Here is a 25576-nt window from a genome sequence, read left to right as displayed (position 1 = left end):
AATAATATCATGAAAAAATTATCAAACGTATTTCTTTTCTTTTGTCTTTGTTTTGCTTTTGTAGCTTGCCAAGACAATGATAATCTTGAATTCACTGTTCAAGCCCCTACTAACAAAGTTAGTTTGACCAATACCTTCTTGGGTGAGTATTTACTCACTCCACAAACCTCTAAAAACATCGCGGAGCGCTTTGTTTGGAATGAGGTTCAATTTGGAGGAACACCTACTGAGATTACTTACGACGTTCAATTAGCATTTAAAAATGACTTTTCGGACAAGGAGTCACTAGGAACCACCAAAGATTTAAACATGGCCATCACGGTTGAAAAATTGTTGACCTTGGCAGATAAAGCAGGATTAGACAACGACCCTACTACTACCGACAAACCTAACAAAGGAAAAATCTACGTACGCGTAAGAGCCTACGTTGGTAATGGAGGTAGCAATGCTCCAGAAAGTATTTCGGACGCCAAAGAAATGAACCTTACCTTACCAGAGGTAACCCAAGGTTCAGGAGTTCAAGCCTCGACTTGGGGGATCGTTGGATCGGGATATAACGACTGGGGGAATGCAGGTCCGGATGCACCATTTTATACCACAGACAAGGCAAAGGTGTACGTGGCGTACGTAACACTCAAAGCCGGTGAAATCAAGTTTAGAGAAAACAACGCTTGGACCAATAATTTAGGAGATGACAATGCAGATGGTACTGTTGAAGCCGGTGGAGCAAACATCGTATCGACACCGGGAACTTTCAAAATTACCTTAGATTTAAATGCCAATACCTACACCATGGAAAAATACTCATGGGGAATTGTAGGGTCAGGATTCAATGACTGGGGTAATAATGGACCAGATGCAGAGTTCCACTACGATTATACTACCAATACCTTTAAAGCTGGTGTAGCCTTGTTAGACGGTGAAGTAAAGTTCCGTTTAAACAATGAGTGGACTACTAATTTTGGTGGAGCTAACGGTACCCTAGCAACCGGTGGTGACAATATTAAAACAACCAAAGGATTTTACGAAGTTACTTTAGACCTCGTAAACAATACTTACAAAGTAGAAGCTGCTGACGTATGGGGAATTGTAGGTTCTGGTTATAACGATTGGGGAAATGCAGGACCAGATTTCACCTTCACACAAGTGAATCCTAAAATTTATGTAGCCAACAACGTTACGTTAAAAGATGGAGAAGTAAAATTCCGTCTAAACCAAGATTGGACTACCAATTACGGAGATACAGGAAATGACAAGATCTTAGATGCCGGAGGTGACAACATTAAAACAACGGCAGGTAAATTCCGTATCGTTATGGATTTAACGGATAGTGCTAGCCCAAAGTACACCATTAGCTCATTATAATTCAATTAACATTTAGAATACCTACACCGAATACGTGTAGGTATTCTTTTTTTATTTAAACCTACTAACAATGAGAATACAACTACTTTTTATTTGCTTTTTCACTAGCTTTTTATCGGTAGGGCAAATTAGTACTGCGCCTGCCACGCCAACTGTTAGTGACGAAATTGTACTTACGCTCAATACCAGTGGAACCGAACTCGAAAACAGTAGCAGTGATATTTACGCACACACTGGCGTTACCGTCGATGGTACCCAATGGTCTAACGTCGTTGGGAGTTGGGGAAACAATGCGACGCAACCAAAATTCACCAAAACTGCTGCCAACACCTATACCCTAACCCTACAGAACAATGTTTTTGACTATTACAAAGTAGCCGCCGGAAAAACGATTAGTGAAATAAACATCGTTGCACGCTCTGCAGATGGAAGCAAGCAGACCAGACCAGACATTCATCTTAAAGTTTTTGCCAATGAATTGAATGTTCAAATAACGGCCCCTACAACGAGCAGTGTATTTGATGCCAATGCTTCTTTTGAAATTCAAGCTTCTGCTACTCAAAATGCAGACTTAGAACTCTTTGTCAACGGAACTTCTGTAGCAACAGCTATGAATACAAAAGTCATTCGAAAGAATCACCAATTCACAAAAGTTGGTCAAAATACCATCAAGGTAGTTGCCACTACTGCCGGTGGAAAAAAAGAACAGGAAATCGCTGTCTATGTCAAAACTCCTACGACGAACGACACTAAACCCAATGTAAAAAATGGCGTTACTATTAATGCTGATAAATCGGTAACCTTTGTCTTGTTTGCCCCTAACAAAAATGATGTGTTTCTCATTGGAGAATTTAACAATTGGGCCTTGGAACAAGCGTATCAAATGAAAAAGGACGGTGACTACTTTTGGTTGACAGTAACTGGCTTAAATCCGGATACCGAGTACGCCTACCAATACCGAATTGACTACAGTAAAACTGTTGTGGACCCTTACGCTACCAAAGTTCTGGATAAGGCCAATGACAAGTATATCAAAGCGTCGGTATACCCGAACCTAAAAAGCTTTCCAGCAGGTGCAGATGGTATCGTTGCGACCTTTAAGATCAACGCAACACCTTACACTTGGAATCAAACCGTATTTAACAGACCTCAAAAGGAAAAATTGGTGATTTACGAACTTTTAGTTCGTGATTTTTCTGATACTGACAGCTATCAAGCGGTCATTGACAAATTGGATTACCTAGAAAAACTAGGAATCAATGCACTGGAGTTAATGCCTGTTAATGAATTTGAAGGAAATGATAGTTGGGGCTATAACGTATCGCAATTTTTTGCACTCGACAAGGCTTACGGAACTCAAAATAAATTTAAGGAACTCATTGATAAATGTCACGCAAAAGGGATCGCGGTAATTGTCGACGTGGTATTCAATCACTCGTACAGTCAGTGTCCCTTGCTCCAAATGTACGACTACAACAACAGTGCAGGTACCACGAGTAACAACCCTTTTTACAACGACAATCACAATTTTCAAAATGGCGCCTTGCGATTTGGATTTGATTTTAACCACGAAGCCACTATCACGCAAAACTACTTTAAAGACGTGATGAGCTACTGGATTGAAGAATTCAAAATTGACGGATTTCGATTTGACTTTACCAAAGGATTTACCAATACCTACTACCCTAGCTCGGGAGATCAATGGGGTAATGCATACAACCAAGCTCGAATCGATCGCCTTAAAGACTACGCGCAATACGTTTGGAACAAACACGGTAATGATTTCTACATCATTTTAGAGCATCTGGCGGACAATAGCGAAGAAAAAGTACTCGCAGATGCGGGAATGATGTTATGGGGTAAAATGACCCATAACTACAACCAAAATACTATGGGATACAACAGTGATACAGATATTGCTTGGGGGTATCACAAATCGAGAAATTTTAGCAAACCCCATTTGGTTACCTATATGGAAAGTCACGATGAAGAACGACTGATGTATAAAAATTTACAATACGGAAATACAAATGGTAGCTACAGCGTTAAAAATCTGGCTACAGCGCTAAAACGACAAGAGCTTGCAGGGGTCTTTTTACTAGGAATTCCCGGCCCTAAAATGATATGGCAATTTGGTGAACTCGGTTATGACATCAGCATCGATAACAATGGCCGTACCGGAAGAAAACCAATAAAATGGGACTATTTAAACGTTCCTGAGCGCAAAAATGTATACGACGTTTGGGCAACGATGAACGGATTCAGAAAAAAACACGAGGTTTTTTCAACAACAGATGTCGAATTGGATGTAGATGGCCTAGTGAAGCGAATCAACCTGAATCACAGCAGTATGAATATAGTGATCATTGGTAATTTTGATATGACCGCCAAAACTGTTACTCCTAATTTCCCTAGTACAGGTACTTGGTATGAATATTTTGGTAAAACTAGCACCAATATCAGCAATACCGCGGCACCTATCACCTTACAGCCTGGTGAATATCGTTTGTACAGCTCTAAAGCATTGGAAAATCCATTATCAACTGACGACCTAAGCCTGGACAAGGGTACTTATACGGCTTTTCCGAACCCGGTAGCAACGGAGCTCTTCCTCACAAAAGAAGTAGTAAATATTCAACTTTATGACCTTACCGGAAAGCGTTTGATTTCCCTAAAAAAGTTAGATCCGCTACAAGCAATCGACGTTCGTAACTTGCCAAATGGTGTTTACGTGTTACAATTTAAAACACCACAGCGCAGCATCATTCGAAAAAAGATCGTCATTCAACATTAATACTTAAAAAAAGCGCAGTGAATACTGCGCTTTTTTTATTTCAAATTATTTAATATAAAATCAATGGTAGGGTTAGTATTTTTATTTGCCGCGAAAGAATCTGTGATATGAATCGAGGGTTTCGCATACCCTAGTTCCATCAAATACTGAATATGATCAAGGTATTCAAGTGTTACTTTACCTGACAACAACGGCGAAAAATCATCCTTTTTACGGTACATATCAACTATTTTAACCAGTCCGGTCAAATACAAATAATCTTTCGTAAAACCTCCTCCTCGGTGTACTCTTGCTGTAATGTAAAACGCTCTCTCCTTATCTAAATCGTATACATTAGTCAATAAGCGAAACGTTCGGGAAAAAGTATACCCTTTGGCCAAACTGTCCACTGCAATTACTCTATAGGCCAATTCTTTTAACCTTCGTACGGTTAAATTTCCTGACATATACTCACTAAAAACAGCTAATCCTTCTTGGGTTTCGACATTGTTTGGGAAACCGTGTGAAAATATCTTCAGATCATGAGAAACACCGTTCATCGTGGTGACCATATGTACTCCGATTTCGTGATTTGTTAATATCGCTAGCTCATTTTCGGAATACTTATGGTTGGAATTCAATACTAAACTCTGTTTTGAATTAAGTACCATGGCAATGGCACTCATCGTTTCCGAATCCTCTATATTAAAGTCAAAATCATAATTTTTACCAAAGGTTGCAAACACGTCTCGTGCCGCTGCGGTGTCGTACTTAGGAATAAATTTCTCCGAGTGACTATCCTCTTCCTCAAAATGGAGAATAAATTTAGCGTTTTCCACGTCTTGTTCCGTAGGAGTACCAAAGACATGCAAGCTGTTATAATAAAAATTCTTTCCTTCCCCTATGGTTTCAATACAGCGAACTACGCCAGAATAGTAGTATACGATATCTTCGTACAAACTTCGAATTCTCTCGTCTGAAATTTCTTCCAATCGCTGTCCAAAAAACTTGCGGTGAATTTTAAACTTATCAAAATCTGCTTCAGGGTATTTAAACTCGGGATCTCTCTGAAATTTTGATTCAAAAAACAAGCGTTTCTGTTCTTCTAAATTTATCGGATTAATATAGCGTAGTAGCTCTATTTTCCGTACGAGCTTATCTATTTTCTTGTCGATCTTATAGAGTTCTTTGTCCGCCTCCTTTACCTTCATTCCTACTGTTTTAATTTGTCTTTTACTTGCCGTGGTACTCATGAAATACCTTGACTACTTGTGGAATCACCTTTTCCAAATATTCTTTTACTCCACGCACTACTTCCGGAAAAATCACCTGTTTTTCTTCATCACAATATACTTTCGATATTTCTGTAGCTAAAACCAAGGTGTTTTTAAAATGCTGAGTTATAAACTTTAAAAAGTACCCATTTCCTTGAAAGGTATCATTAATTCCAGCACTTACATCAATAGCATTGGGCAGCGTCATGTCTGCCAAAGTACTACACCACAGCTCAATGGTATTTGCATACTTTTCTCCATCCACATTGGCCGTCCCCAAATTCCATACTGGGACTACTCGATCCCAACGACGCCAATTATACGAATGCATATCAAAAACCAGACAAGTGTTATGTAAGCCTTCCAACTTTTGAATCAAGGCCTTTACCACTCGATAGAAGTTTTCATGCTTTCTGAGGCTCTCATCAACCATAAAAGCAGGTAGTTCCTCCTTCCACAATGGTTTTCCCCAAGCATCTTTATATATGGCTGTTTCTGGAGGTCTGTTCAAATCGTATTCAAATCGAGAATCCAGCCCTGCGATAACAATCGGATGGTTCAATACCATCTCTTTGGTACTAGGGTCCTCTTCGTACCAGCGCTCATATGCACTGTGTGTACAATACGGCCAAAGTTCATTTCTAAATTGATGACCGTCATGTACCGCTGCACATACATATGGGACATAGGCCTCCACTTTTAAAGTAAATGAATAATCCTCCGCAACTGCTTCAAATGGTACTCCGTCATTTATTTTATCAAGAATCTCCTGTATACTAAAACGTACCATCAATCCAATAATAATTTTAGTGAAGCAAAAACTTTTCGCTCCAAATGATCGACGGTACCATCTGCAAATATCACTTTCTTAATCTCGTTAAGCAGTTCTTTTTTATCCTCATGTGAATACTCGTTATCTTCCAGGTATTCAGTGATTTTTGACAATTTTCGCTCTTCATCACCATCCATGACAATTTCGGTATGCATTTTATTGTATACTGCTTCCTCTATTTTAGAGGAAATATACAAGCTCTCTTCTTGGGTTTCTATATGATTGCAATGTGCTACATATAGCAATACATAAGTTGTAAACTCTTCTTTTGTCCACATAAGTAGTAGGGTTATTTCTCTATGGGTAGTTCAGGCGTAGTTGCCCATTCCGTCCAAGATCCGTCGTAAATTTTAAAGTTTTCGATTCCGATGCTATAGGCAGCAAGAGCAATAATACACGCCGTTATTCCTGATCCGCAAGTAAATACAGGCAACACATTCTTTGCAACATAGTTTTCGAAGATTGCTTTCAAGGCAGCCTCATTTTTTAAGAAACCTCCTTCCAATACCTCCGTAAAAGGTACATTTTGAGAACTGGGTATGTGTCCCCCTCGTAAGTCTGCTCTGGGTTCGGGTACCCGTGCAAAAAACCTGTCTGCCGATCTTGCATCGAGAATACAGTGCTCTTCATCATTAATCATACTGAGCATTTCCGCTGTAGTACTCATGGCTGAAGCATTCCAACGTGCTTTAAAATCACCTGTACTCATTACGGAATTCTCTAACTTGGATTCCAAAGCATATCCTTTAGCTTTCCAAGCCTTTAATCCTCCGTCTAACACCCAAACATTCTGATGTCCAAAAGCCTTAAACAGCCACCATGCTCTCGGTGCTGAATAAATACCTAACTCATCATAAACAACGATATTGATAGTCGCATCTATTCCCAACTTTTGAACTTCCTGTTCAAACTGTTCCTCCAAAGGAACGGTATTCGGAAGAGCACTTTCTGTATTTGAAAAACGCTGTTTGATATCAAAAAATATAGCACCCGGAATTTGTTCATGAACCTGTTGTTCTGATGAAGTTCCCACCTTTTTAATGGTGGCATTCAATACCACCCAATTGCTATCGTTTAGTTGTGCTGCCAAAAATTCTGCATCCACAACTGCGGAATTACTAGGCCTCATTTACTCTTCTTTTTAAATCAGTCATTCTTCGGAACGAAGCATTCTTTTCCAAGACTTTACTCTCTAAAAAGTCGATAACCTTCTCCTGTAATTTTACTTTGGAAACTTTATTGATGTAAGTAATCCCTCCTGGACTCATAACATTTACTTCAACCAACTTCCCTCCAATTACATCAATACCTACAAAGTACAAACCGTCTTTTACCAATTTAGGTCCAATCTTAGCACAAAGGCGTTTTTCCGCGGCAGTCAATTTGTGTTTTTCTACACGTCCACCGGCTGTAAGATTAGAGCGATGATCTTTATCACCTGGTATTCGTCTCATCGCACCGATAGGTTGTCCGTTTAAAATCAGAATTCGCACATCGCCTTTTTCTGCGCCTTCGATATACTCTTGAAGAATTACATAATCAGATGATCCATCACTTTTACTGATATAGAAATCTAGGAGTGAATTAATATTGCCCATTGCGCTCTTTTCAATCAGAATAACTCCTGAACCTCCGTAACCATTAAGAGGCTTTAAAATCATCTTTTCAGATTCAGATTCCTCAATAGTCTTGATCAAATAGTCTTTGTTTTTTGATACATGGGTAACTGGAATGATTTCATTATCCGGATCTTCAAAGACTGCCGTGTATAGCTTATTATTTGCTTCACGCATTCCTTGTAACGAATTAATGACGACTACATCGTCCTTTACGGAATCTAAAAAGTTCAACATCAAAGGATCTAATGGCGGATTAGCTCTCATAAATATAGCATCAAACCCCGCTAAGGGCAACATTTCCTCTCGAAGTGTAGCCTTTTTGTAAAAGGATTTAATACTGGTAGGTACCTTGTCAAACCTGTTGATAATCGTACAAAACGCATTGGTCACACTATTTCGTATTGTTAAATTTGACGGAGTACATATTGCAACACCGTGTCCCCTTTTAGCACATTCATGAATTAAAGTCAATGATGAATCCTTTTCTGGATTAATCTCTTCCCAAGGATACATTAAAAAGCATATGTTCATTTACAAATCAGTATTATATAATAGTTTATGAATTTAAGTAAGGTTGTGTTGCGTTGTGTTAGTTTATTGTTATTTTACTGCTTCGTAATTGTCGTCCCAGTTTTTTGGTCTGGGCTTTCCTAATTTTCCGACAGACTTCGCTACTAGCGATGCTACGGTAGCATCACCGGTTACGTTAATGACTGTTCTACACATGTCTAAAGGTCTATCAACCGCAAAAATCAACGACAGTCCAATGGCTAATTTATCGGCAGGGAATCCTACTGCTTCTAAAACGATTACGAGCATCACCATACCAGCACCTGGTACTGCTGCAGATCCTATCGATGCCAACAAGGCCGTTACGATAATGGTTAACTGATCGGCAAAAGTCAAATCAAAATTAAGAGCTTGTGCGATAAAAACCGCTGCCACTGCCTGGTACAAACTCGTTCCATCCATATTAATGGTCGCTCCAACAGGCAGTACAAAACTCGATACCTCTTTATCTACTCCGATGTGTTCTTCAACGCGTTCCATAGTTACAGGTAAGGTCGCGGCACTTGAACTCGTAGAAAATGCTAACAATTGAGCTGGACTTAACTGCTTTAAAAACCACACAGGATTCTTTTTGGTAAAAATTGCCACCAAACTCATATAAACGACTACCATCAACGCCAAACCTCCTACTACGGTTAAGGCATATCGCAATAAAGCTATAAGTAAATCCGGATCGTTAGAGCTCACTACTACATTTGCCAATAAGGCAAAAACAGCATAGGGTGCAAACAACATAATCAGATCGACCATTTTCAAAATGGCCTCATTCAGTGAATCGAAAAACTTTTTTAACGGTTTCGACTTCTCCTCTCCCACCAACAACATTGAAATTCCCAAGAAAATGGTAAAAAAGATAACCTGTAACATGGCCTTGTTCGTACTCATTGCTTTAAAGGCATTGTCAGGTACCATATCTACTAAAAACTGCAAAGGACCGCTGGTTTTTTGCTTAGTTGCCTCGGCAATTTTTGCTCGCACACCATCACTAGATGCGTATGATTGTGTCAATTTTTCGATAGTCGCTTCAGAAATTCCTTCACCAGGCTTGGCAATATTAACCAAAAGGAGCCCTAAGGAAATAGCTATTACCGTTGTTAACACGTATATTCCGATAGTACGTACACCGATATTTTTAAACTTTGAAATGTCTTTTAAATCAGAAATTCCTTTGATTAACGAAGCCATAATTAATGGAACAGCAATCAGTTTGAGCAGGTTCACGAATATGGTTCCCAATGGCTTGATCCAGTTTCCGACAAAGGTGGGTCCAAAGTCAAACGTTGTCATTCCCAAACCAAAAAGTATTCCCAGCAACATTCCGATTAAAATTTTCCAGTGTAGTGCTATTTTTTTCATGTAAGTAAGTTATTTTTCCAAAGGATAAAAGTATAAATAATTATTTAAAATAATTGTGACTTTATTTTAGTAACTTGTGTCAAACCTATTGGAGATAAAAATTATTAACCTTAACAAATCAATCGAACTATGGCAGGTATTTTAGACTTATTAAACAGCGACTTAGGAAAAACCATTATTTCAGGAGTTGCAGGTTCAACCGGACAGGACACAAATAAAACGAGTAATGTATTAACGATGGCTTTACCTGTTTTAATGAAAGCAATGGAACGAAATGCATCAACACCGCAGGGTGCTGAAGGTTTAATGGGCGCTCTTTCAAACAAACACGACGGGAGTATTCTCGACGACTTAGGAGGTCTTTTTTCTGGAGGTGTCAATGCAGATGTATTGCAAGACGGATCTAAAATTTTAGGTCATGTTCTCGGAAGTAAACAAGGAGGTGTTGAACAGGTAATAGGTCAGAAAGCCGGAATGGATGCTGGTGCTGTGGGAGATATCTTAAAAACTGCTGCTCCAATTTTGATGGGCGTGTTAGGAAAGCAAAGTAGAGCTAATGGCGTGAGTAATCAGGCCGATATTAGCGGACTTTTGGGTGGCTTGCTCGGTGGCAACTCCAACGCTAAAGAACAGTCGTTTTTAGAGCAAATTTTGGATGCTGATGGAGATGGTAGTGTGATTGATGATGTTGCTGGAATGGTTTTAGGAGCTACTAACAACAAAAACTCTGGAGGCCTATTGGGCGGTTTGTTAGGTGGTATTTTCGGAAAGAAATAAGATAAAATGATTAACCTCATAAAAAAGCCCTGTAGTTTGAACTACAGGGCTTTCTTTATATCGATAGGTGCTTCGTTTTAGGTCAACATTCCTCCGTCAACCGACAACGTTTGTCCTGTAATGTACGAACTCATATCAGAGGCTAAAAACACACATGCATTCGCAATGTCTTTAGGAGCTCCCATTTTCTTTAATGGAATAGCCTTACTGTACTCTTCGATAACCTCTTCTCCGAGTTTCGCTGTCATTTCTGTAGCGATAAACCCTGGAGCAATCACGTTACTTCTAATATTTCTAGATCCTAACTCTAAGGCTACTGATTTAGAAAAACCGATAATACCCGCTTTTGAAGCCGCATAGTTTGCTTGTCCTGCGTTTCCTTTGAGTCCGATAATTGAACTCATATTGATAATCGAACCAGCACGTTGCTTCATCATCGGTCTTACCACCGCTTTTGTTAAGTTAAACACAGACTTTAAGTTTACCTCGATAACCTTATCAAAATCTGTTTCTGAAATACGCATTAAAAGATTGTCTTTTGTAATTCCAGCATTGTTTACTAAAACATCAATAGTTCCAAACTCTTCCAATACATTTTTAGCCAACTCTTGAGCAGCGTCAAAATTTGCTGCGTTTGACTGATATCCCTTTGCCTTTACACCTAAAGCTGCCAATTCCTTTTCCAATTCTTGAGCGGCTTCTACTGACGAGTTAAACGTAAAAGCTACGTTACATCCTTGTGCTGCAAATTCTAAAGCAATTCCTTTACCGATACCACGAGTAGCCCCAGTAATAATTGCTGTTTTATTTTCTAAAAGTTTCATTTATTAGTTGTTTTAACTAAAAGCAAATATAGTAAATAGTGTTGCTTACGAAAATACTTCTAAGAAATTATCGCAAATAAAAAAACTCGAAATACCAGTGGTATTCCGAGTTTTCTTCTTAAAAAGTAACTTCCTTATTGTTTTACTTCTTTCTTATCGACGTAGTTGAATAAGTAATCCACGTCCATTTCTTTGATCTTTCCGAGTTTCTGTAACGACTTTACATCGAGATCTTTCTTATTTCCAATCACCATTACATTGTACGACTCTCCTTTGATGTTGTTATCAAAGAATGCTTTTAAATCGTCAATAGTCATGTTCTTGATCGTATTGTACATCTCCTCTCTATTGTCGTTTTCAATACCTAACTTTTTGAGGCGCTCATACGACCAGAAGATATTCGATTTTGTAATACGCTGAGCTGCAATTTTCTTTAAGGTAGCTTCTTTAGCTGCATTGAATTGCTTTTCTGCCTCTGGCATGTTGTTCATCAAATCCATCATAGCATCAACAGCCTGCTCTAATTTATTCGCCTGCGTTCCTACATATGCCATTACGTAATTCGATTTATCACGCTTGTTCGCATTGCTATACGCAGCAAAAGCCGAGTATGCTAAAGATTTACTCTCTCTAATTTCCTGGAAAACAATTGATGACAATCCACTTCCAAAATAAGTATTGAACAAACGTGAAGCCGCTAAGTTTTTAGGGTCAAATGGCTTTCCTTTTGCCAAAAACAACATTTCTGTTTGTACCATGTCGTAATTGGTAAAGAAAACGTTTCCTCCTGTCTTAGTTTCTTCGTACTGCTTCGCTTCTGGGTAATCTTTAAACTCCCCGTATACTTTGTGGTTCGCGTTTAAAGCTGCTACCGCTGCATCAACATCCTTTCCGTAATAGAAGATACGTTGCTTGTAGTTCTTTAAATCTTTTACTAAGTTCACCAAGTCTTCAGGATTGATTGCCTTAATCTCATCTATTTGCATGATATCGCGTAAACGAGAATTTTCACCGTATTTACCGTAGTTCATCAATCCGCTCCAAAGGATATTTCCTTTCTGCACTTTTCCATCTTGACGACGCTTGTAGATTTTTTGTACGTACTTATCAAACGCTTCCTGATCGGCCTTTGCATTATCCCAAAGGTGCTCTAACAATTCCAATCCTTTTGGAAGATTTTCTTTAAGTCCACGTAAACCAACATACGTTTTATCATCTTGAGCACTTACATAGTAATCTACTCCTAACTTGTAAAACTCTTTCTTGATGTCTTCAGCGCTGTACTTATCAGTACCTAAATACTCTAAATACCCCACTGCCAAGCTTAACTTTTTGTTATTGTCTTTCCCCATATCAAAAATGATATTTAAGTCAAACAAATCATTCTTTTCGTTAAGTACATAAGACACTTCAATATCATTAGCTGTTTTAGCTTGCTTGATTGCCGTTTTGTAATCGATAAACTTCGGTTGTAATGGAGCTGATTTACGTGCAGAAAATGCTTTTACGTATTCAGAAGTTTTATCTCTGTTCAAGTTTACAGGCGTAATTCCAGGATTCGCTACCTTAACGATGTTTTTATCCTCCCCTTTTCTCTTGTAAACCACTACGTAATTGTCACCGTAGAACTTATTGGCAAAAGCAACGAGTTCTTCTTTAGAAATCTTTTTAAGATCGTCTAAGAACTTAACCTTATCCTCCCAATTTTCACGATTAATGAATGCATTGTAATACGCTGTAGCTAAGGCTGTATTATTTTCATAACGTCTGGTTTGACTCAACTTTAAGTCATTTACCACAGCCTCTATCATCCATTCCTCAAACTCTCCTTTTTTTAATTTCTCAACTTGCTCCAGAATTAAGTCTCTTACTTCTTCCAAAGACTGTCCAGATTTTGGACTACCATTAAACGAGTGGAATCCATAATCGTTCATAAAGTAAGGAGAACATCCTGCGTATTGTACCGCTTGCTTTTGATTTAAGTTTAAATCTAACAATCCAGCATTTCCATTTGCCATGATCATATCACAAAGCGTCACTAACTTCTCTTCTTCCGTTTTCACTCCTTTTGAACGATACGAAATAGACACGCGCTCAGAAGTAGGTCCGAATACCTCTTTTACCACAGGAGCCGTAATAGGTTGTTCAGTAGGTAAAGTAGGATGTGTTAACTCTTTCTTTTCGAACTTTCCGAAGGTATTATTCACCTTTTGGATGGTTTCATCAAAATCGAGATCTCCTACCAATACAACTGCCATATTGTTAGGCACATAGTATTTATCAAAATAATTATTGATATCAATCATCGAAGGATTCTTTAGGTGCTCAGCCGTACCAATAGTCGATTGCTGACCATAAGGATGGGTTGGGAACAAACCGTCTAACATAGCGAAATACTCTTTCCATCCATCGTTGTCTTGTCCTCTATTGAACTCCTCAAAAACGGCCTCTAACTCCGTATGAAATAAACGAAGTACTAAAGTTCCGAAACGCTCAGATTCCACATCCAACCACTTGTCCAATTCATTGGCTGGAATTTTGTTTTTATAAATAGTCTCTTCGAAAGAAGTGTGCGCATTGGTTCCAGTGGCCCCCAATGAAGATATCATATTGTCATACTCATTAGCTACTGAGTAATTTGAAGCCTCTAAAGAAATTTTATCGATTTCTTTATAAATCTCAACCTTCTTCTTTGGGTCCTTCTCTGCTCTGTGCTTTTCGTATAAGTCAGAGATTTTTTGGATAAATCCTTTTTCTTTTTCCCAATCTAAGGTCCCGATTTTATGGGTTCCCTTAAACACCATGTGCTCTAAATAGTGTGCTAATCCAGTAGAATTTTTTGGATCGTAATTAGATCCTGCACGCACGGCGATGTAGGTTTGGATTTTTGGCTCGTCAGTATTTTTACTTAAATATACTTTTAACCCGTTATCTAGGGTGTATAAACGTAAACCTGTTGGATCGTTGGTAACGGTTTCATACGAAAACCCGTTTGCGTCTTTTGATTGCTCCGTCTTCACTTCGGTATCCACCTTAGTATCCGACTTTTTACAGCTGACGACAGCTATAAATAGCATGCTAAAAAGTAGCAATTTGCTCTTAGTCATAATATATAATGTTTGATTAAAATAAAAAATCCGTTGAATTTACAAATTCAACGGATTTTTGAAAGATAAATTATATTTTATTTAACATTTCTTAACGAAATGTTGTTGGTTTATGATAAAACCTTTGCTACCATCTCACCAATTTTAGCTGGAGACTCAACAACGTGAACTCCGTTTTCAGCTAAAATTTTCATTTTTGCTTGTGCAGTATCATCTGCTCCACCAACAATAGCTCCAGCGTGTCCCATCGTTCTTCCAGCAGGTGCTGTTTGTCCAGCGATGAACCCTACAACTGGCTTGCGGTTACCGTCAGCTTTGATCCAACGAGCTGCTTCTGCCTCTAGGTTACCTCCGATTTCTCCGATCATTACGATCGCCTCTGTTTCGTCGTCATTCATTAACAACTCAACAGCTTCTTTCGTGGTAGTTCCGATAATTGGATCTCCTCCAATACCGATAGCAGTAGTAATTCCATATCCTTGCTTCACTACTTGGTCAGCAGCTTCATAAGTCAATGTTCCAGATTTAGAAACAATTCCTACTTTTCCTTTCTTAAAAATAAATCCAGGCATGATTCCTACTTTAGCTTCTTCTGGAGTAATAACTCCTGGACAGTTAGGTCCTACTAAAGTACATCCATCGATTGCATCGATATACGCCTTCACTTTTACCATATCAGCAGTTGGAATTCCTTCAGTAATACAGATGATTACTTTGATTCCAGCCTCAGCAGATTCCATAATAGCATCAGCAGCAAATGCTGGTGGTACAAAAATAATAGAAGTATCCGCTCCTACCTTTGCAACAGCCTCAGCTACTGTGTTAAATACAGGCTTACCTAAGTGCTCTTGTCCTCCTTTTCCTGGAGTTACACCACCAACTACGTTGGTTCCGTAATCAATCATTTGTCCAGCGTGGAAAGTTCCTTCGCTTCCTGTAAATCCTTGTACTATAATATTTGAATCTTTATTTACTAAAACACTCATTGGTTTGTTTTTTTATTTTTTAAAGTCAGACAAAAATAATCTTTTAATTGACTTTTCACAATTAATTTTTTGTTACTTTTTTTCTGGATTCGTCGCGTTTTTCAAATACACAACTTCTCGCAAGGTTTGACGATATTCACGCTGTGGAGTTCCGTAGTAAATTCCCTTTTTGAGAGATTTAGACACTCCCGTTTGTGCCATTAATACCGTTCCCTTTTCAATGGTTAAACCACTGATAATACCTACTTGTCCCCAAATAGTTACTTCGTCTTCAATAACCGTACAACCGGCAATACCAGTCTGTGCTGCTATTAAACACTTTTTACCGATTACCGTATCGTGCCCGATGTGGACCTGGTTGTCAATTTTACTTCCTTCGCCTATCGTGGTATCTCCTGTAACCCCTCTATCGATAGTACAAGAAGCTCCCAAATCAACGTGGTTTTCTAAAACTACACGACCTCCAGAAATCAATCGGTCAAAACCTTCCGGGCGGTTTTTATAATAGAAGGCATCGCTACCGAGTACGGTATTCGAATGGATGGTAACGCCATCACCGATGATACAATCGTTGTTGATCACTACATTGGCGTGAATACAACAATCCCTACCAATACGTACATTTTCTCCTATGAAAACATTGGGTTGTACTACCGTATTTTCACCGATTACAGCCGATTCAGCAATGCTCGCAGTTGCGGCGATAAAAGGATTAAAATGTTTGGTTAAGGCATTGAAATCACGAAAAGGGTCGTCACTTATTAGCAGGGACTTTCCTTCTGGACAGGCCACTTCTTTATTAATCAATATCGTGGTTGCCTTTGACTGTAACGCTTTGTCGTAATACTTTGGGTGATCTACAAAAACGATGTCACCAGGTTCTACAACGTGGATTTCATTCATTCCTAAAACTTCGAAATCTGCAGCTCCTACAAATTCTACGTTCAACAGTTCGGCAATTCCCTTAAGGGTTTGTATTTCTTTAAACTTCATATAAATCAAAATTCCCGCTTTTCAGCGGGAATCCATAAATTATTCTTTAATACGTTCTGAATACGCTCCTTTTTCAGTATCGATTTTGATCTTATCTCCCTCGTTAATGAAAAGAGGCACATTGATACGAGCTCCAGTTTCAACAGTAGCTGGCTTCGTAGCGTTCGTTGCTGTATTTCCTTTTACTCCTGGTTCTGTGTGCGTCACTTCCAAAATTACGTGTGATGGCATCTCTACTGAAAGTGGTGATGCATCTTCGGTATTGATTAACACCGTCACTACTTCACCTTCTTTCATTAAATCTGGTGCATCTAACACCGATTTCTGTAAGGTGATTTGATTGTAATCTTCCGTATTCATAAAGTGAAAATCATCCCCTTCAGCATACAAATACTGAAACTTATGAGTTTCTACACGAACGTCTTCAATTTTATGTCCTGCTGAAAAGGTATTATCAATTACTTTACCAGTAGTAACACTTTTCAATTTTGTTCTTACAAAAGCAGGTCCTTTTCCTGGCTTTACGTGTAAAAATTCAATGATTTTAAAAATATCGTGGTTGTAGCGAATGCACAATCCTTTCTTTATATCTGAAGTTGTTGCCATAGTTTTTACTATTTAATATTCGTTAACTTGCTTTAAAATATCCTTTCATAATACCTCGATGAGAATCTTTTACAAACTGTAATATTTCATCTCTCTCTGAAGTAGCTTGCATTTCTGCTTCGATAATCTCTACTGCTTGGGTATTGTTGTAATTCTTTTGGTATAAAATTCTATAGATATCTTGAATCTCTCTAATTTTCTCCGTTGTAAATCCACGTCGACGCAGTCCTACTGAATTAATTCCCACGTAAGAAAGTGGTTCACGTGCTGCCTTTACATACGGAGGAACGTCTTTTCTCACCAAAGAACCTCCAGTGACAAAGGCGTGATTTCCAACCGATGCAAATTGATGTACAGCCACCATACCTGCAAGTACTACATTGTCGCCGATAGTCACGTGTCCTGCCAAGGTAGTATTGTTAGAGAAAATACAATTATTTCCTACAATACAATCGTGTGCCACGTGGCTATACGCCATAATTAAACAATTGTCTCCAATTACGGTTTTCATTCGGTCAGAGGTCCCTCTGTTAATCGTTACACATTCTCTGATGGTAACATTATCACCGATGATCACCGTAGTCTCCTCATCATTGTATTTCAAATCCTGTGGAATGGCAGATACTACCGCTCCTGGAAAGATTCTACAATTGTTTCCTATACGTGCACCCTCCATAATTGTCACATTTGAACCTATCCAGGTTCCCGATCCAATTTCTACATTAGCGTGAATGGTTGTAAAAGGTTCAATCACTACATTACGCGCTATTTTTGCTTGTGGATGAACGTATGCTAAAGGTTGATTCATACTTCTTATTTTACTTTAGAAATCTGCGCCATCAGCTCGGCCTCACACACCAATTTACCATTGGCATACGCATAGGCTTGCATATGAGCGATTCCTCTTCTTATCGGGGTTATTAATTCACTTTTGAATATCAAAGTGTCTCCAGGAAGTACCTTTTGTTTGAACTTCACATTGTCTATCTTCATAAAATACGTCAGATAGTTTTCAGGATCTGGAACAGTACTCAACACGAGGATTCCTCCACATTGAGCCATCGCTTCAATTTGAAGTACTCCAGGCATTACTGGTGCTCCTGGAAAATGTCCTACGAAGAAATCTTCGTTCATCGTCACATTTTTCATCCCTACTACGTGTCTGTCACTCAACTCTAATATTCTATCCACCAATAAAAATGGTGGACGGTGAGGTAAAATACTCATGATTTTATGAATATCCATGAGTGGTTCCTCATTGAGGTCGTAACTAGGAACGTTATTTCTCTTTTCTTGTTTTATGATCTTTGCTAATTTTTTAGCAAAAAGTGTATTTACCAAATGACCTGGCTTGTTTGCAATAACTTTACCGCGAATTTTAGTACCTACCAAGGCTAGATCACCAATGACGTCTAAAAGTTTGTGACGGGCAGCCTCATTAGCCCAGTGTAGGGTTAAATTATCGAGAATCCCGTTCGGTTTAATCGCGATATTGTCCTTTTTGAAGGCTTTCTTCAACTTCACCATAGTCTCGTCTGACAATTCCTTGTCAACATAAACGATCGCGTTGTTTAAATCTCCTCCTTTGATCAAGTCATTCTCTAATAACATTTCAATTTCGTGTAAAAAACTGAAAGTTCTCGCAGCAGAGATTTCTTCTTTAAAATCACTGATAGAATCTAAAGTAGCGTTCTGAGTTCCGAGAATTTTAGTTCCGAAATCAACCATCGTGGTTACCTGATACTCATCAGAAGGCATTAAAATAATTTCGCTGCCTGTTTTTTCGTCTTTATAGGTAATAATCTCCTTGACGATGTATTCTTCAACTTCTGCATCTTGTTCCACGATTTCAGCCTGCTCTAAGGCTTCGATAAAGAACTTTGAAGAACCGTCCATAATTGGAGGTTCCGATGCATTAATTTCTATGAAAAGGTTGTCAAGCCCTAAACCAACTGCAGCCGCAAGTACGTGCTCAGAAGTTTGGATTTGAACACCTTTTTTCTCGAGGTTCGTTCCTCGTTGTGTGTTCGTAACGTATTCTGCTTTTGCCTCAATGATCGGTGATCCTTCTAAATCCACTCGAACAAAAGCATATCCAGTATTCACCGGAGCAGGTTTAAATGTCATTACCACCTCATTACCAGTGTGCAAACCAACACCTGATAGAGTTACTTCGTTTTTAATTGTTGTTTGTTTCTTACTCATTATTTCTCTTTTGAGTATTTAGTTCTTTTTCAAGTTTATGAATTGTTGTTGCTATGTTCGGTAAATTTTTAAAATGGACATACGATTTGTTGTAGTCCGAATATCCAAAAGCAGGTGTTCCTTGCACGACGTCACCATCTTTCAAACTGCGTCCGATACCTGATTGTGCTTGGATCTTTACATTATTGCCAATATTGATGTGCCCTACGATTCCTACCTGTCCTCCAATCATACAATACTCACCGATTTTTGTAGATCCGGCTACACCTGTTTGCGAAGCAATCACGGTGTGCTTTCCAATCTCCACATTGTGGGCAATTTGGATTTGATTGTCGAGCTTTACTCCTTTTCTAATAATCGTAGAACCTAAAGTGGCTCTGTCAATGGTCGAATTGGCTCCGACATCCACATTGTCTTCAATAATAACATTTCCTGTTTGAGGAACGGCCTTGTACTCTCCATTTTCGTCAGGAGCAAACCCAAAACCATCCGAACCGATAATGGTTCCCGAATGAATTTTACAATTAGCCCCGATTACAGACTCTGAATATATTTTTACACCGGCAAAAATGGTCGTATTATCTCCAATAACTGTATTGTCACCTATATAAGAGTTGGGATAAATCTTAACATTATTTCCCAACACCACATTTTCTCCGATATAACTAAAGGCTCCGATGTACTCTTCACTACCAATTTTTGCGGATTTCGCAATATAATGGGGCTGCTCTCTACCGACCTTGTTGTTCTTCACTTCATTGTAAAACTCCAACAATTTCGAAAATGACTTATAGGCATCTTCTACTTTTATCAAGGTCGTTTCCACGTCTTTTTCCAACTGAAACGATTTGTTTACTATGGTAACCGTAGCTTTGGTCGTATATAAAAATGAATTGTATTTAGGGTTGGCTAAAAAGGTTAAAGAACCTTCTTCTCCTTCTTCTATTTTAGAAAGCTTAGACACCTCAGCATCCTCATTTCCAATAATCTCTCCTCCTAAAATGTCGGCTATTTGTTTTGCTTTGAATTTCATTAATGGCAAAAGTAGTTAATTTTGTTTAATTAGCTATTTCAATTAAGTGATGTTTTCGATGGTTAGCGCATTTTTGGATAACACAAGTAGTGTTTCGTAACAGGTTGCGCAAGGGCTTGAACATTCAATTGATCAGAGGCCGCAGCAATATCTTTCAATTCACCGCTCTTTGTGTAGATAAGGATAGGCTTATTTGTAAAATACGCCTGATTTGAGATTTGTTTATCGTAGACAAAATAGGTCATTTCTTCATCCGAAAGGTCAAATTCACGCTTTACTCGTGCCTTGATATTACTTACATAGGCACTATCAAAAGGCTCGTCTTGTAATTCAATTCGCAACAAATTTCTGTGAATAATCATTTTACAGAGTCGAGCTAAAATAGGATCGTCGTGATTAATCCATTCTTTTATCGACAGCAGTACGTCGTAATCATCAAGCCTAGAAAATATTTCCAGAGTTTCTTTCGAAAAGTTGTCCTGACGAACTTCATTGTACAAAAAATAACGCAAGGCTTTGCTGGCAAATAAGTCTTCTCCTCTCGAGGCCAACTCCTTCGCGCGTTTCAATACACTCACCAACGTTTGCTCAGCAACCAATCCGGTTTTATGCAAATATACTTGCCAGTACATGAGTCTACGTGCAATAATGAACTTCTCTACAGAATAAATTCCTTTTTGCTCAATTACCAACTCGTCATTAACGACGTTCATCATGGCAATAAGGCGATCAGAAGAAATGTTTCCTTCTGCGACTCCTGTATAAAAACTATCCCTTTTTAAGTAATCCAAACGATCGATATCCAACTGACTTGAAATCAACTGATTTAAAAAGGCGCGATCGTAGTTTCCCTCAAAAATCTGAATTGCCAAACTCAATTTCCCGTCGAACTCCTCATTGAGGGCCCTCATAAATTTTAGCGAAATCTCTTCGTGTGCAATACCGTTCACGATACTGTGTTCTAAGGCATGTGAAAAGGCACCGTGACCGATATCGTGCAATAATATCGCTATACAAACTGCTACTTCCTCCTCATCCGTGATACGCACCTGTTTAGAACGCAACACTCGAATCGCTTTTTGCATGAGATGCATACAGCCCATCGCATGATGAAATCTCGTGTGATTAGCTCCCGGATACACCAAGTTTGACAATCCCATTTGGGTCACCCTGCGCAATCGTTGAAAGTAAGGATGCTGGATAATATCAAAGATCAGGGAATTCGGGATAGAAATGAACCCGTAAATCGGATCGTTTAAAATTTTTAGTTTATTCGTTTGCTGCTTAGTCACCATCAGTTATTCATCAATTTCTAACAAAAGAATTATAATTTCTGGATAAAACCAAATCCGAGAAAGTTTAATTAACGTATTTTTAGCTTTTGAACACACAACAAAACGCCTATTTAACGTTTTGTTTAAACAATACATTGACGTGCATATGAGAAATATAGATATACTATGGGTGGATGATGAAATCGACTTACTAAAACCACATATTTTATTTTTAGAAAAAAAGAATTATACGGTGCAATCGTGTACCAACGGTGCAGACGCCATCGATATGGTAAAAGAACAACAATTCGACATTGTTTTTCTTGACGAAAATATGCCCGGTATCACAGGACTAGAAACACTTTCCGAAATAAAGCAACTCAATCCGAACCTACCTGTGGTTATGATTACCAAGAGTGAAGAAGAATACATTATGGAAGAGGCCATCGGGTCGAAAATTGCTGACTACCTCATCAAACCAGTAAATCCGAATCAAATTTTATTGAGTTTGAAGAAAAACCTCGATCATTCGCGCTTAGTTTCTGAAAAAACTACCTCCAACTATCAACAGGAATTCCGAAAAATAGCGATGGATCTCGCCATGGTGAACACCTTTGAAGATTGGACAGAGCTCTATAAAAAATTAGTGCATTGGGAATTGGAACTGGAAAACATCAATGATTCAGGGATGCTTGAGATTTTAGAATCTCAAAAAGTAGAAGCGAACAGTCAGTTTTTTAAATTCGTAAAGAAAAATTACCAGGACTGGCTTACCGGTTCACACAAACCTACCTTTTCGCATACGCTGTTTAAAGATTACATCGTACCCAACCTCAAAGCCCCGAATGGTGTGCTGTGGATAGTTATTGATAACTTGCGTTACGATCAATACCGCGTGCTAGAGCCCTTTATAAACAATTATTACAAAAAAGAAGAGGAACATTCGTATTTCAGTATTTTACCAACGGCAACCCAGTACGCTAGGAATGCCATTTTCTCGGGTCTTATGCCTTCTGAAATGGAAAAAATGTATCCTCAGTTTTGGAAAAATGACACCGATGAAGGAGGAAAAAACTTATTTGAATCTGACTTTTTAAGCAGTCAAATAAAGCGATTAAGCCTGGATATCAAACATGAATACTACAAAATTATCTCTCTAAAAAACGGAAGAGATTTAGCCGACAGCTACAATGCTACCAAACACAATGACCTAACCGTAGTCGTATATAACTTTGTTGACATGCTCTCTCATGCTAAAACAGAAATGGAAGTCATCAAAGAGCTCGCAGGTGATGACAAGGCATACCGATCATTAACCGTTAGCTGGTTTAAAAACTCTCCTCTGTTTGAGATCATCCAGAAAGCACAACGACTGGGACAGCGATTGATAATTACTACCGATCACGGAACGATCAATTGTAAAACACCTACAAAAGTCATAGGCGACAAGAATATTAGCTCTAACCTGAGGTATAAAACAGGACGCAGTTTGACTTATGAAAACAAAGATGTCTACGCCGTGAAAAATCCTAAAGATATTTTTCTACCGCAAGTAGCTATTAACAGTCCTTTTATTTTCACAAAAGAAGACATGTTTTTTGCCTACCCAAACAATTACAACCACTTTGTTAAGTATTATAAGAACACGTATCAGCACGGAGGAATTTCTCTGGAGGAAATGATTATCCCATGTAGTATCTATGAACCGAAGTAAATGAAAAAAAGTTACTTACTCTGTACCTTATTTGGCTTGTTGCTTTGCAGCTCATGGGCTCAGGCCCAAACAGACGCAAAAGCTCTGGATAAGGCCGCTATCAGTATCGAAAACAGCGCTATTCAGTACGACGGGCGTTACTTTAGTATAGGATACCCTATGGGAGATGTTCCGGAAGACAAAGGTGTTTGTACCGACGTTGTGATACGAGCCTACCGCAAACTCGGCATTGACTTGCAGCGTCTCGTTCACGAGGATATGCAACGTAGCTTTGAGCAGTATCCTAAATTGTGGGGACTCAAAAGACCGGATGCTAATATTGACCATCGCCGTGTTCCCAATTTAATGACGTTTTTCAGTCGTTTCGGAAAGGTAAAAAAACGAAGTACAAAAGCTGCAGACTACCTACCCGGTGATATTGTTTGCTGGCGTCTATCCAATGGACTCACCCATATAGGTCTGGTCGTTTCAAAAAAATCAAGAGATCAGAAACGTTATATGGTCATTCATAATATTGGTGGTGGCCAGGTAATTGAAGACGTCTTATTTGACTATACCATTATCGGACACTACTCCTATTAAACTAAATTTCCAACAATCTAAAAAGTTAATTACTTTTGTGGATATGAACAGAGATTACACTTTAGAACAGCTGACTGAAATTGCAAAAGAAGTCATTGAACAAGCACCGAGCAAAGTGCTACTTTTTAACGGTGAAATGGGCGTTGGAAAAACAACTTTAATAAAGGAAATCTGCAAAGAGCTAGGTATTGAGGATGTTGCAAACTCGCCGACATTCTCATTGGTTAACGAGTACCATACGGCAGCGAAAGAAATTGTATATCATTTTGACTTTTACAGAATTGACGATGAAGAAGAAGCCTACGATATGGGAATAGAAGACTATCTGTACAGCAATCACTGGTGTTTAATTGAATGGCCTGAAAATGTCAAAAATTTATTACCTTTAGATGCGGTGCACATCCACATCAAACAATTGGACAACGGTCAACGCAACATCGAACTAAACTCAACTAACAAAAACTAATGAGCGCTATTACTTCACCTTTCACCAAAGAACAATTAATGCCCCAACCTGAAATGTTGGAGATCAAAAAACAAAAAGGAGAATTGTTTATTGGACTTCCAAAGGAAACTCATTTTGAAGAAAAGAGAATCAGCTTAACTCCAGATGCCGTATCGGCTTTGGTGGCTCACGGTCACCGAATCGTCATTGAAGCAGGTGCTGGTGAAGGTGCTAATTACAGTGACAGAGAATACTCAGAAGCTGGAGCAAAGGTTTCTTACGACATCAAAGAAGTATTTTCTTGTAATATCGTACTCAAAGTAGAGCCGCCATCTTTGGACGAAATTAAGATGTTAGTTCCGCAAGCGGTATTAATATCAGCGCTACAGTTAAAAACACAGGAGAAAAAGTATTTCGAGGCTTTGGCTAAAAAACGAATTACAGCCATTGCTTTTGATTATATTAAAGATGAGTTAGGAATTTACCCCATCGTAAAATCACTAAGTGAGATCGCAGGAATTGCCTCTATGCATATTGCTGCCGAGCTTATGAATACTGCTAATGGTGGTAATGGATTACTCCTCGGAAATATTGGTGGCGTACCGCCGAGTGATGTAGTTATCATCGGTGCAGGTACTGTTGCTGAATTTGCAACACGATCGGCAGTTGGGCTCGGAGCACGTGTTAAGGTATTCGATAATTCAATTTCTAGATTGCGCAAATTACAAGCAAATATCAATACGCCACTGTATACCTCAACCATTCAACCAAAAACGCTTGCAAAAGCACTGATGCGTTGTGATGTTGCCATTGGAGCCTTACGAGGAGAAGACCGCTCACCCGTGGTGGTAACACAAGGGATGATTGAGCAAATGAAAGAAGGTGCTGTGATTGTCGATGTGAGTATTGACCGCGGAGGTTGTTTTGAAACGTCACGCGTTACCACGCATAGCTGTCCTACCTTTACCCACAGTGGTGTTATTCATTACTGTGTTCCGAATATTCCTTCGCGCTACGCGCGAACGGCATCCGTTTCTATCAGTAATATCTTTACCCCTTATTTGCTAGATATCGCAGAAGAAGGCGGCTTTGAAAACGCTGCGCGTTTTGACAAGAGCTTGAGAAATGGCATGTACTTTTACCACGGCATCCTCACAAATAAAACCGTTGCTGATTGGTTTGATTTACCTTACAGAGATATCAACTTATTATTTTTATAAAGAAGGGCCTATTTTTTTAGG

Annotated in this window: 22 protein-coding genes; 7 read left to right on the top strand and 15 right to left on the bottom strand. The window is 38.8% G+C overall.

What is annotated here, in order from left to right:
• Positions 1-9: 9 nt before the first annotated feature.
• A complete protein-coding gene (locus ACKTS5_RS09120; protein WP_408043561.1) occupies positions 10-1365 on the top strand; it encodes a SusE domain-containing protein in 1356 nt (451 codons plus the stop codon).
• Between the two features lie 70 nt (positions 1366-1435).
• On the top strand, positions 1436-4159 hold the full coding sequence (locus ACKTS5_RS09115; protein WP_408043560.1) for an alpha-amylase family glycosyl hydrolase: 2724 nt from the start codon (positions 1436-1438) through the stop codon (positions 4157-4159).
• Positions 4160-4194: 35 nt separating this feature from the next.
• Here the strand turns inward: ACKTS5_RS09115 and ACKTS5_RS09110 are convergent, their stop codons facing one another.
• From ACKTS5_RS09110 to ACKTS5_RS09085, 6 genes are all read right to left on the bottom strand, one after another.
• The gene (locus tag ACKTS5_RS09110; RefSeq protein ID WP_408043559.1) at positions 4195-5349 is read right to left on the bottom strand and encodes a flavohemoglobin expression-modulating QEGLA motif protein; all 1155 of its coding nucleotides are present in this window, start codon (positions 5347-5349) and stop codon (positions 4195-4197) included.
• 22 nt (positions 5350-5371) lie between these two features.
• On the bottom strand, positions 5372-6202 hold the full coding sequence (locus ACKTS5_RS09105; protein ID WP_408043558.1) for an N-formylglutamate amidohydrolase: 831 nt from the start codon (positions 6200-6202) through the stop codon (positions 5372-5374).
• Positions 6202-6522 carry a hypothetical protein gene (locus ACKTS5_RS09100; RefSeq protein ID WP_408043557.1) on the bottom strand — a complete coding sequence of 107 codons (321 nt, stop codon included), beginning with the start codon at positions 6520-6522 and terminating at the stop codon, positions 6202-6204. The genes ACKTS5_RS09105 and ACKTS5_RS09100 overlap by 1 nt, the downstream gene beginning before the upstream one ends.
• Positions 6523-6533: 11 nt before the next feature.
• Positions 6534-7373 carry a sulfurtransferase gene (locus ACKTS5_RS09095; protein WP_408043556.1) on the bottom strand — a complete coding sequence of 280 codons (840 nt, stop codon included), beginning with the start codon at positions 7371-7373 and terminating at the stop codon, positions 6534-6536.
• Positions 7363-8394 carry a glutathione synthase gene (gshB, locus tag ACKTS5_RS09090; protein ID WP_408043555.1) on the bottom strand — a complete coding sequence of 344 codons (1032 nt, stop codon included), beginning with the start codon at positions 8392-8394 and terminating at the stop codon, positions 7363-7365. The genes ACKTS5_RS09095 and gshB overlap by 11 nt, the downstream gene beginning before the upstream one ends.
• Before the next feature lie 69 nt (positions 8395-8463).
• A complete protein-coding gene (locus tag ACKTS5_RS09085; RefSeq protein ID WP_408043554.1) occupies positions 8464-9789 on the bottom strand; it encodes a dicarboxylate/amino acid:cation symporter in 1326 nt (441 codons plus the stop codon).
• Positions 9790-9918: 129 nt separating this feature from the next.
• Here ACKTS5_RS09085 and ACKTS5_RS09080 point away from each other — a divergent pair, with 129 nt between their 5' ends.
• Complete coding sequence (locus ACKTS5_RS09080; protein WP_408043553.1) at positions 9919-10566, top strand: DUF937 domain-containing protein; 648 nt, start codon at positions 9919-9921, stop codon at positions 10564-10566.
• 77 nt (positions 10567-10643) lie between these two features.
• On the opposite strand, the gene fabG is transcribed toward ACKTS5_RS09080, so the two are convergent.
• From fabG to ACKTS5_RS09035, 9 genes are all read right to left on the bottom strand, one after another.
• The gene (gene fabG / locus ACKTS5_RS09075) at positions 10644-11390 is read right to left on the bottom strand and encodes a 3-oxoacyl-[acyl-carrier-protein] reductase (RefSeq protein WP_408043552.1); all 747 of its coding nucleotides are present in this window, start codon (positions 11388-11390) and stop codon (positions 10644-10646) included.
• A 134-nt stretch (positions 11391-11524) separates the two neighbouring features.
• Positions 11525-14497 (bottom strand): M16 family metallopeptidase, encoded by a 2973-nt coding sequence (locus ACKTS5_RS09070; protein ID WP_408043551.1) that lies wholly within the window; start codon positions 14495-14497, stop codon positions 11525-11527.
• A 110-nt stretch (positions 14498-14607) separates the two neighbouring features.
• Positions 14608-15483: a succinate--CoA ligase subunit alpha gene (gene sucD, locus ACKTS5_RS09065; RefSeq protein ID WP_408043550.1), complete on the bottom strand. Its 876-nt coding sequence runs from the start codon at positions 15481-15483 to the stop codon at positions 14608-14610.
• A 72-nt stretch (positions 15484-15555) separates the two neighbouring features.
• Positions 15556-16476 (bottom strand): UDP-3-O-(3-hydroxymyristoyl)glucosamine N-acyltransferase, encoded by a 921-nt coding sequence (locus ACKTS5_RS09060; protein WP_408043549.1) that lies wholly within the window; start codon positions 16474-16476, stop codon positions 15556-15558.
• A 39-nt stretch (positions 16477-16515) separates the two neighbouring features.
• The gene (gene efp, locus ACKTS5_RS09055) at positions 16516-17082 is read right to left on the bottom strand and encodes an elongation factor P (RefSeq protein ID WP_408043548.1); all 567 of its coding nucleotides are present in this window, start codon (positions 17080-17082) and stop codon (positions 16516-16518) included.
• Positions 17083-17104: 22 nt separating this feature from the next.
• Entirely contained in the window at positions 17105-17890 is a 786-nt protein-coding gene (gene lpxA / locus ACKTS5_RS09050) for an acyl-ACP--UDP-N-acetylglucosamine O-acyltransferase (protein ID WP_408043547.1), read from the bottom strand.
• Positions 17891-17895: 5 nt separating this feature from the next.
• A complete protein-coding gene (locus tag ACKTS5_RS09045; protein ID WP_408043546.1) occupies positions 17896-19287 on the bottom strand; it encodes a bifunctional UDP-3-O-[3-hydroxymyristoyl] N-acetylglucosamine deacetylase/3-hydroxyacyl-ACP dehydratase in 1392 nt (463 codons plus the stop codon).
• A complete protein-coding gene (gene lpxD / locus ACKTS5_RS09040; protein ID WP_408043545.1) occupies positions 19280-20320 on the bottom strand; it encodes a UDP-3-O-(3-hydroxymyristoyl)glucosamine N-acyltransferase in 1041 nt (346 codons plus the stop codon). The genes ACKTS5_RS09045 and lpxD overlap by 8 nt, the downstream gene beginning before the upstream one ends.
• Before the next feature lie 62 nt (positions 20321-20382).
• Complete coding sequence (locus tag ACKTS5_RS09035; protein WP_408043544.1) at positions 20383-21615, bottom strand: HD domain-containing protein; 1233 nt, start codon at positions 21613-21615, stop codon at positions 20383-20385.
• Positions 21616-21760: 145 nt separating this feature from the next.
• On the opposite strand from ACKTS5_RS09035, the gene porX reads away from it, so the two are divergent.
• Genes porX through ACKTS5_RS09015 form a run of 4 tightly spaced genes read left to right on the top strand, consistent with a single transcriptional unit; the run spans position 21761 to position 25555 of the window.
• The gene (gene porX / locus ACKTS5_RS09030) at positions 21761-23308 is read left to right on the top strand and encodes a T9SS response regulator signal transducer PorX (protein ID WP_408043543.1); all 1548 of its coding nucleotides are present in this window, start codon (positions 21761-21763) and stop codon (positions 23306-23308) included.
• Positions 23309-23890, top strand: coding sequence for a DUF1287 domain-containing protein (locus tag ACKTS5_RS09025; RefSeq protein ID WP_408043542.1), 582 nt, complete (start codon positions 23309-23311; stop codon positions 23888-23890).
• Between the two features lie 43 nt (positions 23891-23933).
• Positions 23934-24356: a tRNA (adenosine(37)-N6)-threonylcarbamoyltransferase complex ATPase subunit type 1 TsaE gene (tsaE, locus tag ACKTS5_RS09020; protein ID WP_408043541.1), complete on the top strand. Its 423-nt coding sequence runs from the start codon at positions 23934-23936 to the stop codon at positions 24354-24356.
• Positions 24356-25555: an alanine dehydrogenase gene (locus ACKTS5_RS09015; protein ID WP_408043540.1), complete on the top strand. Its 1200-nt coding sequence runs from the start codon at positions 24356-24358 to the stop codon at positions 25553-25555. The genes tsaE and ACKTS5_RS09015 overlap by 1 nt, the downstream gene beginning before the upstream one ends.
• Positions 25556-25576: the final 21 nt, after the last annotated feature.

This window comes from Tenacibaculum litopenaei (genome assembly GCF_964514025.1).
GTDB lineage: Bacteria > Bacteroidota > Bacteroidia > Flavobacteriales > Flavobacteriaceae > Polaribacter > Polaribacter litopenaei.
This window is presented reverse-complemented; position numbering and strand designations above follow the sequence as displayed.

What these genes read in the sequence shown, in the direction of transcription:
- ACKTS5_RS09120 (WP_408043561.1), top strand. Translation starts at nt 10, where the DNA reads ATGAAAAAATTATCAAACGTATTTCTTTTCTTTTGTCTTTGTTTTGCT.
- ACKTS5_RS09115 (WP_408043560.1), top strand. Translation starts at nt 1,436, where the DNA reads ATGAGAATACAACTACTTTTTATTTGCTTTTTCACTAGCTTTTTATCG.
- ACKTS5_RS09110 (WP_408043559.1), bottom strand. Translation starts at nt 5,349, where the DNA reads ATGAAGGTAAAGGAGGCGGACAAAGAACTCTATAAGATCGACAAGAAA.
- ACKTS5_RS09105 (WP_408043558.1), bottom strand. Translation starts at nt 6,202, where the DNA reads ATGGTACGTTTTAGTATACAGGAGATTCTTGATAAAATAAATGACGGA.
- ACKTS5_RS09100 (WP_408043557.1), bottom strand. Translation starts at nt 6,522, where the DNA reads ATGTGGACAAAAGAAGAGTTTACAACTTATGTATTGCTATATGTAGCA.
- ACKTS5_RS09095 (WP_408043556.1), bottom strand. Translation starts at nt 7,373, where the DNA reads ATGAGGCCTAGTAATTCCGCAGTTGTGGATGCAGAATTTTTGGCAGCA.
- gshB (WP_408043555.1), bottom strand. Translation starts at nt 8,394, where the DNA reads ATGAACATATGCTTTTTAATGTATCCTTGGGAAGAGATTAATCCAGAA.
- ACKTS5_RS09085 (WP_408043554.1), bottom strand. Translation starts at nt 9,789, where the DNA reads ATGAAAAAAATAGCACTACACTGGAAAATTTTAATCGGAATGTTGCTG.
- ACKTS5_RS09080 (WP_408043553.1), top strand. Translation starts at nt 9,919, where the DNA reads ATGGCAGGTATTTTAGACTTATTAAACAGCGACTTAGGAAAAACCATT.
- fabG (WP_408043552.1), bottom strand. Translation starts at nt 11,390, where the DNA reads ATGAAACTTTTAGAAAATAAAACAGCAATTATTACTGGGGCTACTCGT.
- ACKTS5_RS09070 (WP_408043551.1), bottom strand. Translation starts at nt 14,497, where the DNA reads ATGACTAAGAGCAAATTGCTACTTTTTAGCATGCTATTTATAGCTGTC.
- sucD (WP_408043550.1), bottom strand. Translation starts at nt 15,483, where the DNA reads ATGAGTGTTTTAGTAAATAAAGATTCAAATATTATAGTACAAGGATTT.
- ACKTS5_RS09060 (WP_408043549.1), bottom strand. Translation starts at nt 16,476, where the DNA reads ATGAAGTTTAAAGAAATACAAACCCTTAAGGGAATTGCCGAACTGTTG.
- efp (WP_408043548.1), bottom strand. Translation starts at nt 17,082, where the DNA reads ATGGCAACAACTTCAGATATAAAGAAAGGATTGTGCATTCGCTACAAC.
- lpxA (WP_408043547.1), bottom strand. Translation starts at nt 17,890, where the DNA reads ATGAATCAACCTTTAGCATACGTTCATCCACAAGCAAAAATAGCGCGT.
- ACKTS5_RS09045 (WP_408043546.1), bottom strand. Translation starts at nt 19,287, where the DNA reads ATGAGTAAGAAACAAACAACAATTAAAAACGAAGTAACTCTATCAGGT.
- lpxD (WP_408043545.1), bottom strand. Translation starts at nt 20,320, where the DNA reads ATGAAATTCAAAGCAAAACAAATAGCCGACATTTTAGGAGGAGAGATT.
- ACKTS5_RS09035 (WP_408043544.1), bottom strand. Translation starts at nt 21,615, where the DNA reads ATGGTGACTAAGCAGCAAACGAATAAACTAAAAATTTTAAACGATCCG.
- porX (WP_408043543.1), top strand. Translation starts at nt 21,761, where the DNA reads ATGAGAAATATAGATATACTATGGGTGGATGATGAAATCGACTTACTA.
- ACKTS5_RS09025 (WP_408043542.1), top strand. Translation starts at nt 23,309, where the DNA reads ATGAAAAAAAGTTACTTACTCTGTACCTTATTTGGCTTGTTGCTTTGC.
- tsaE (WP_408043541.1), top strand. Translation starts at nt 23,934, where the DNA reads ATGAACAGAGATTACACTTTAGAACAGCTGACTGAAATTGCAAAAGAA.
- ACKTS5_RS09015 (WP_408043540.1), top strand. Translation starts at nt 24,356, where the DNA reads ATGAGCGCTATTACTTCACCTTTCACCAAAGAACAATTAATGCCCCAA.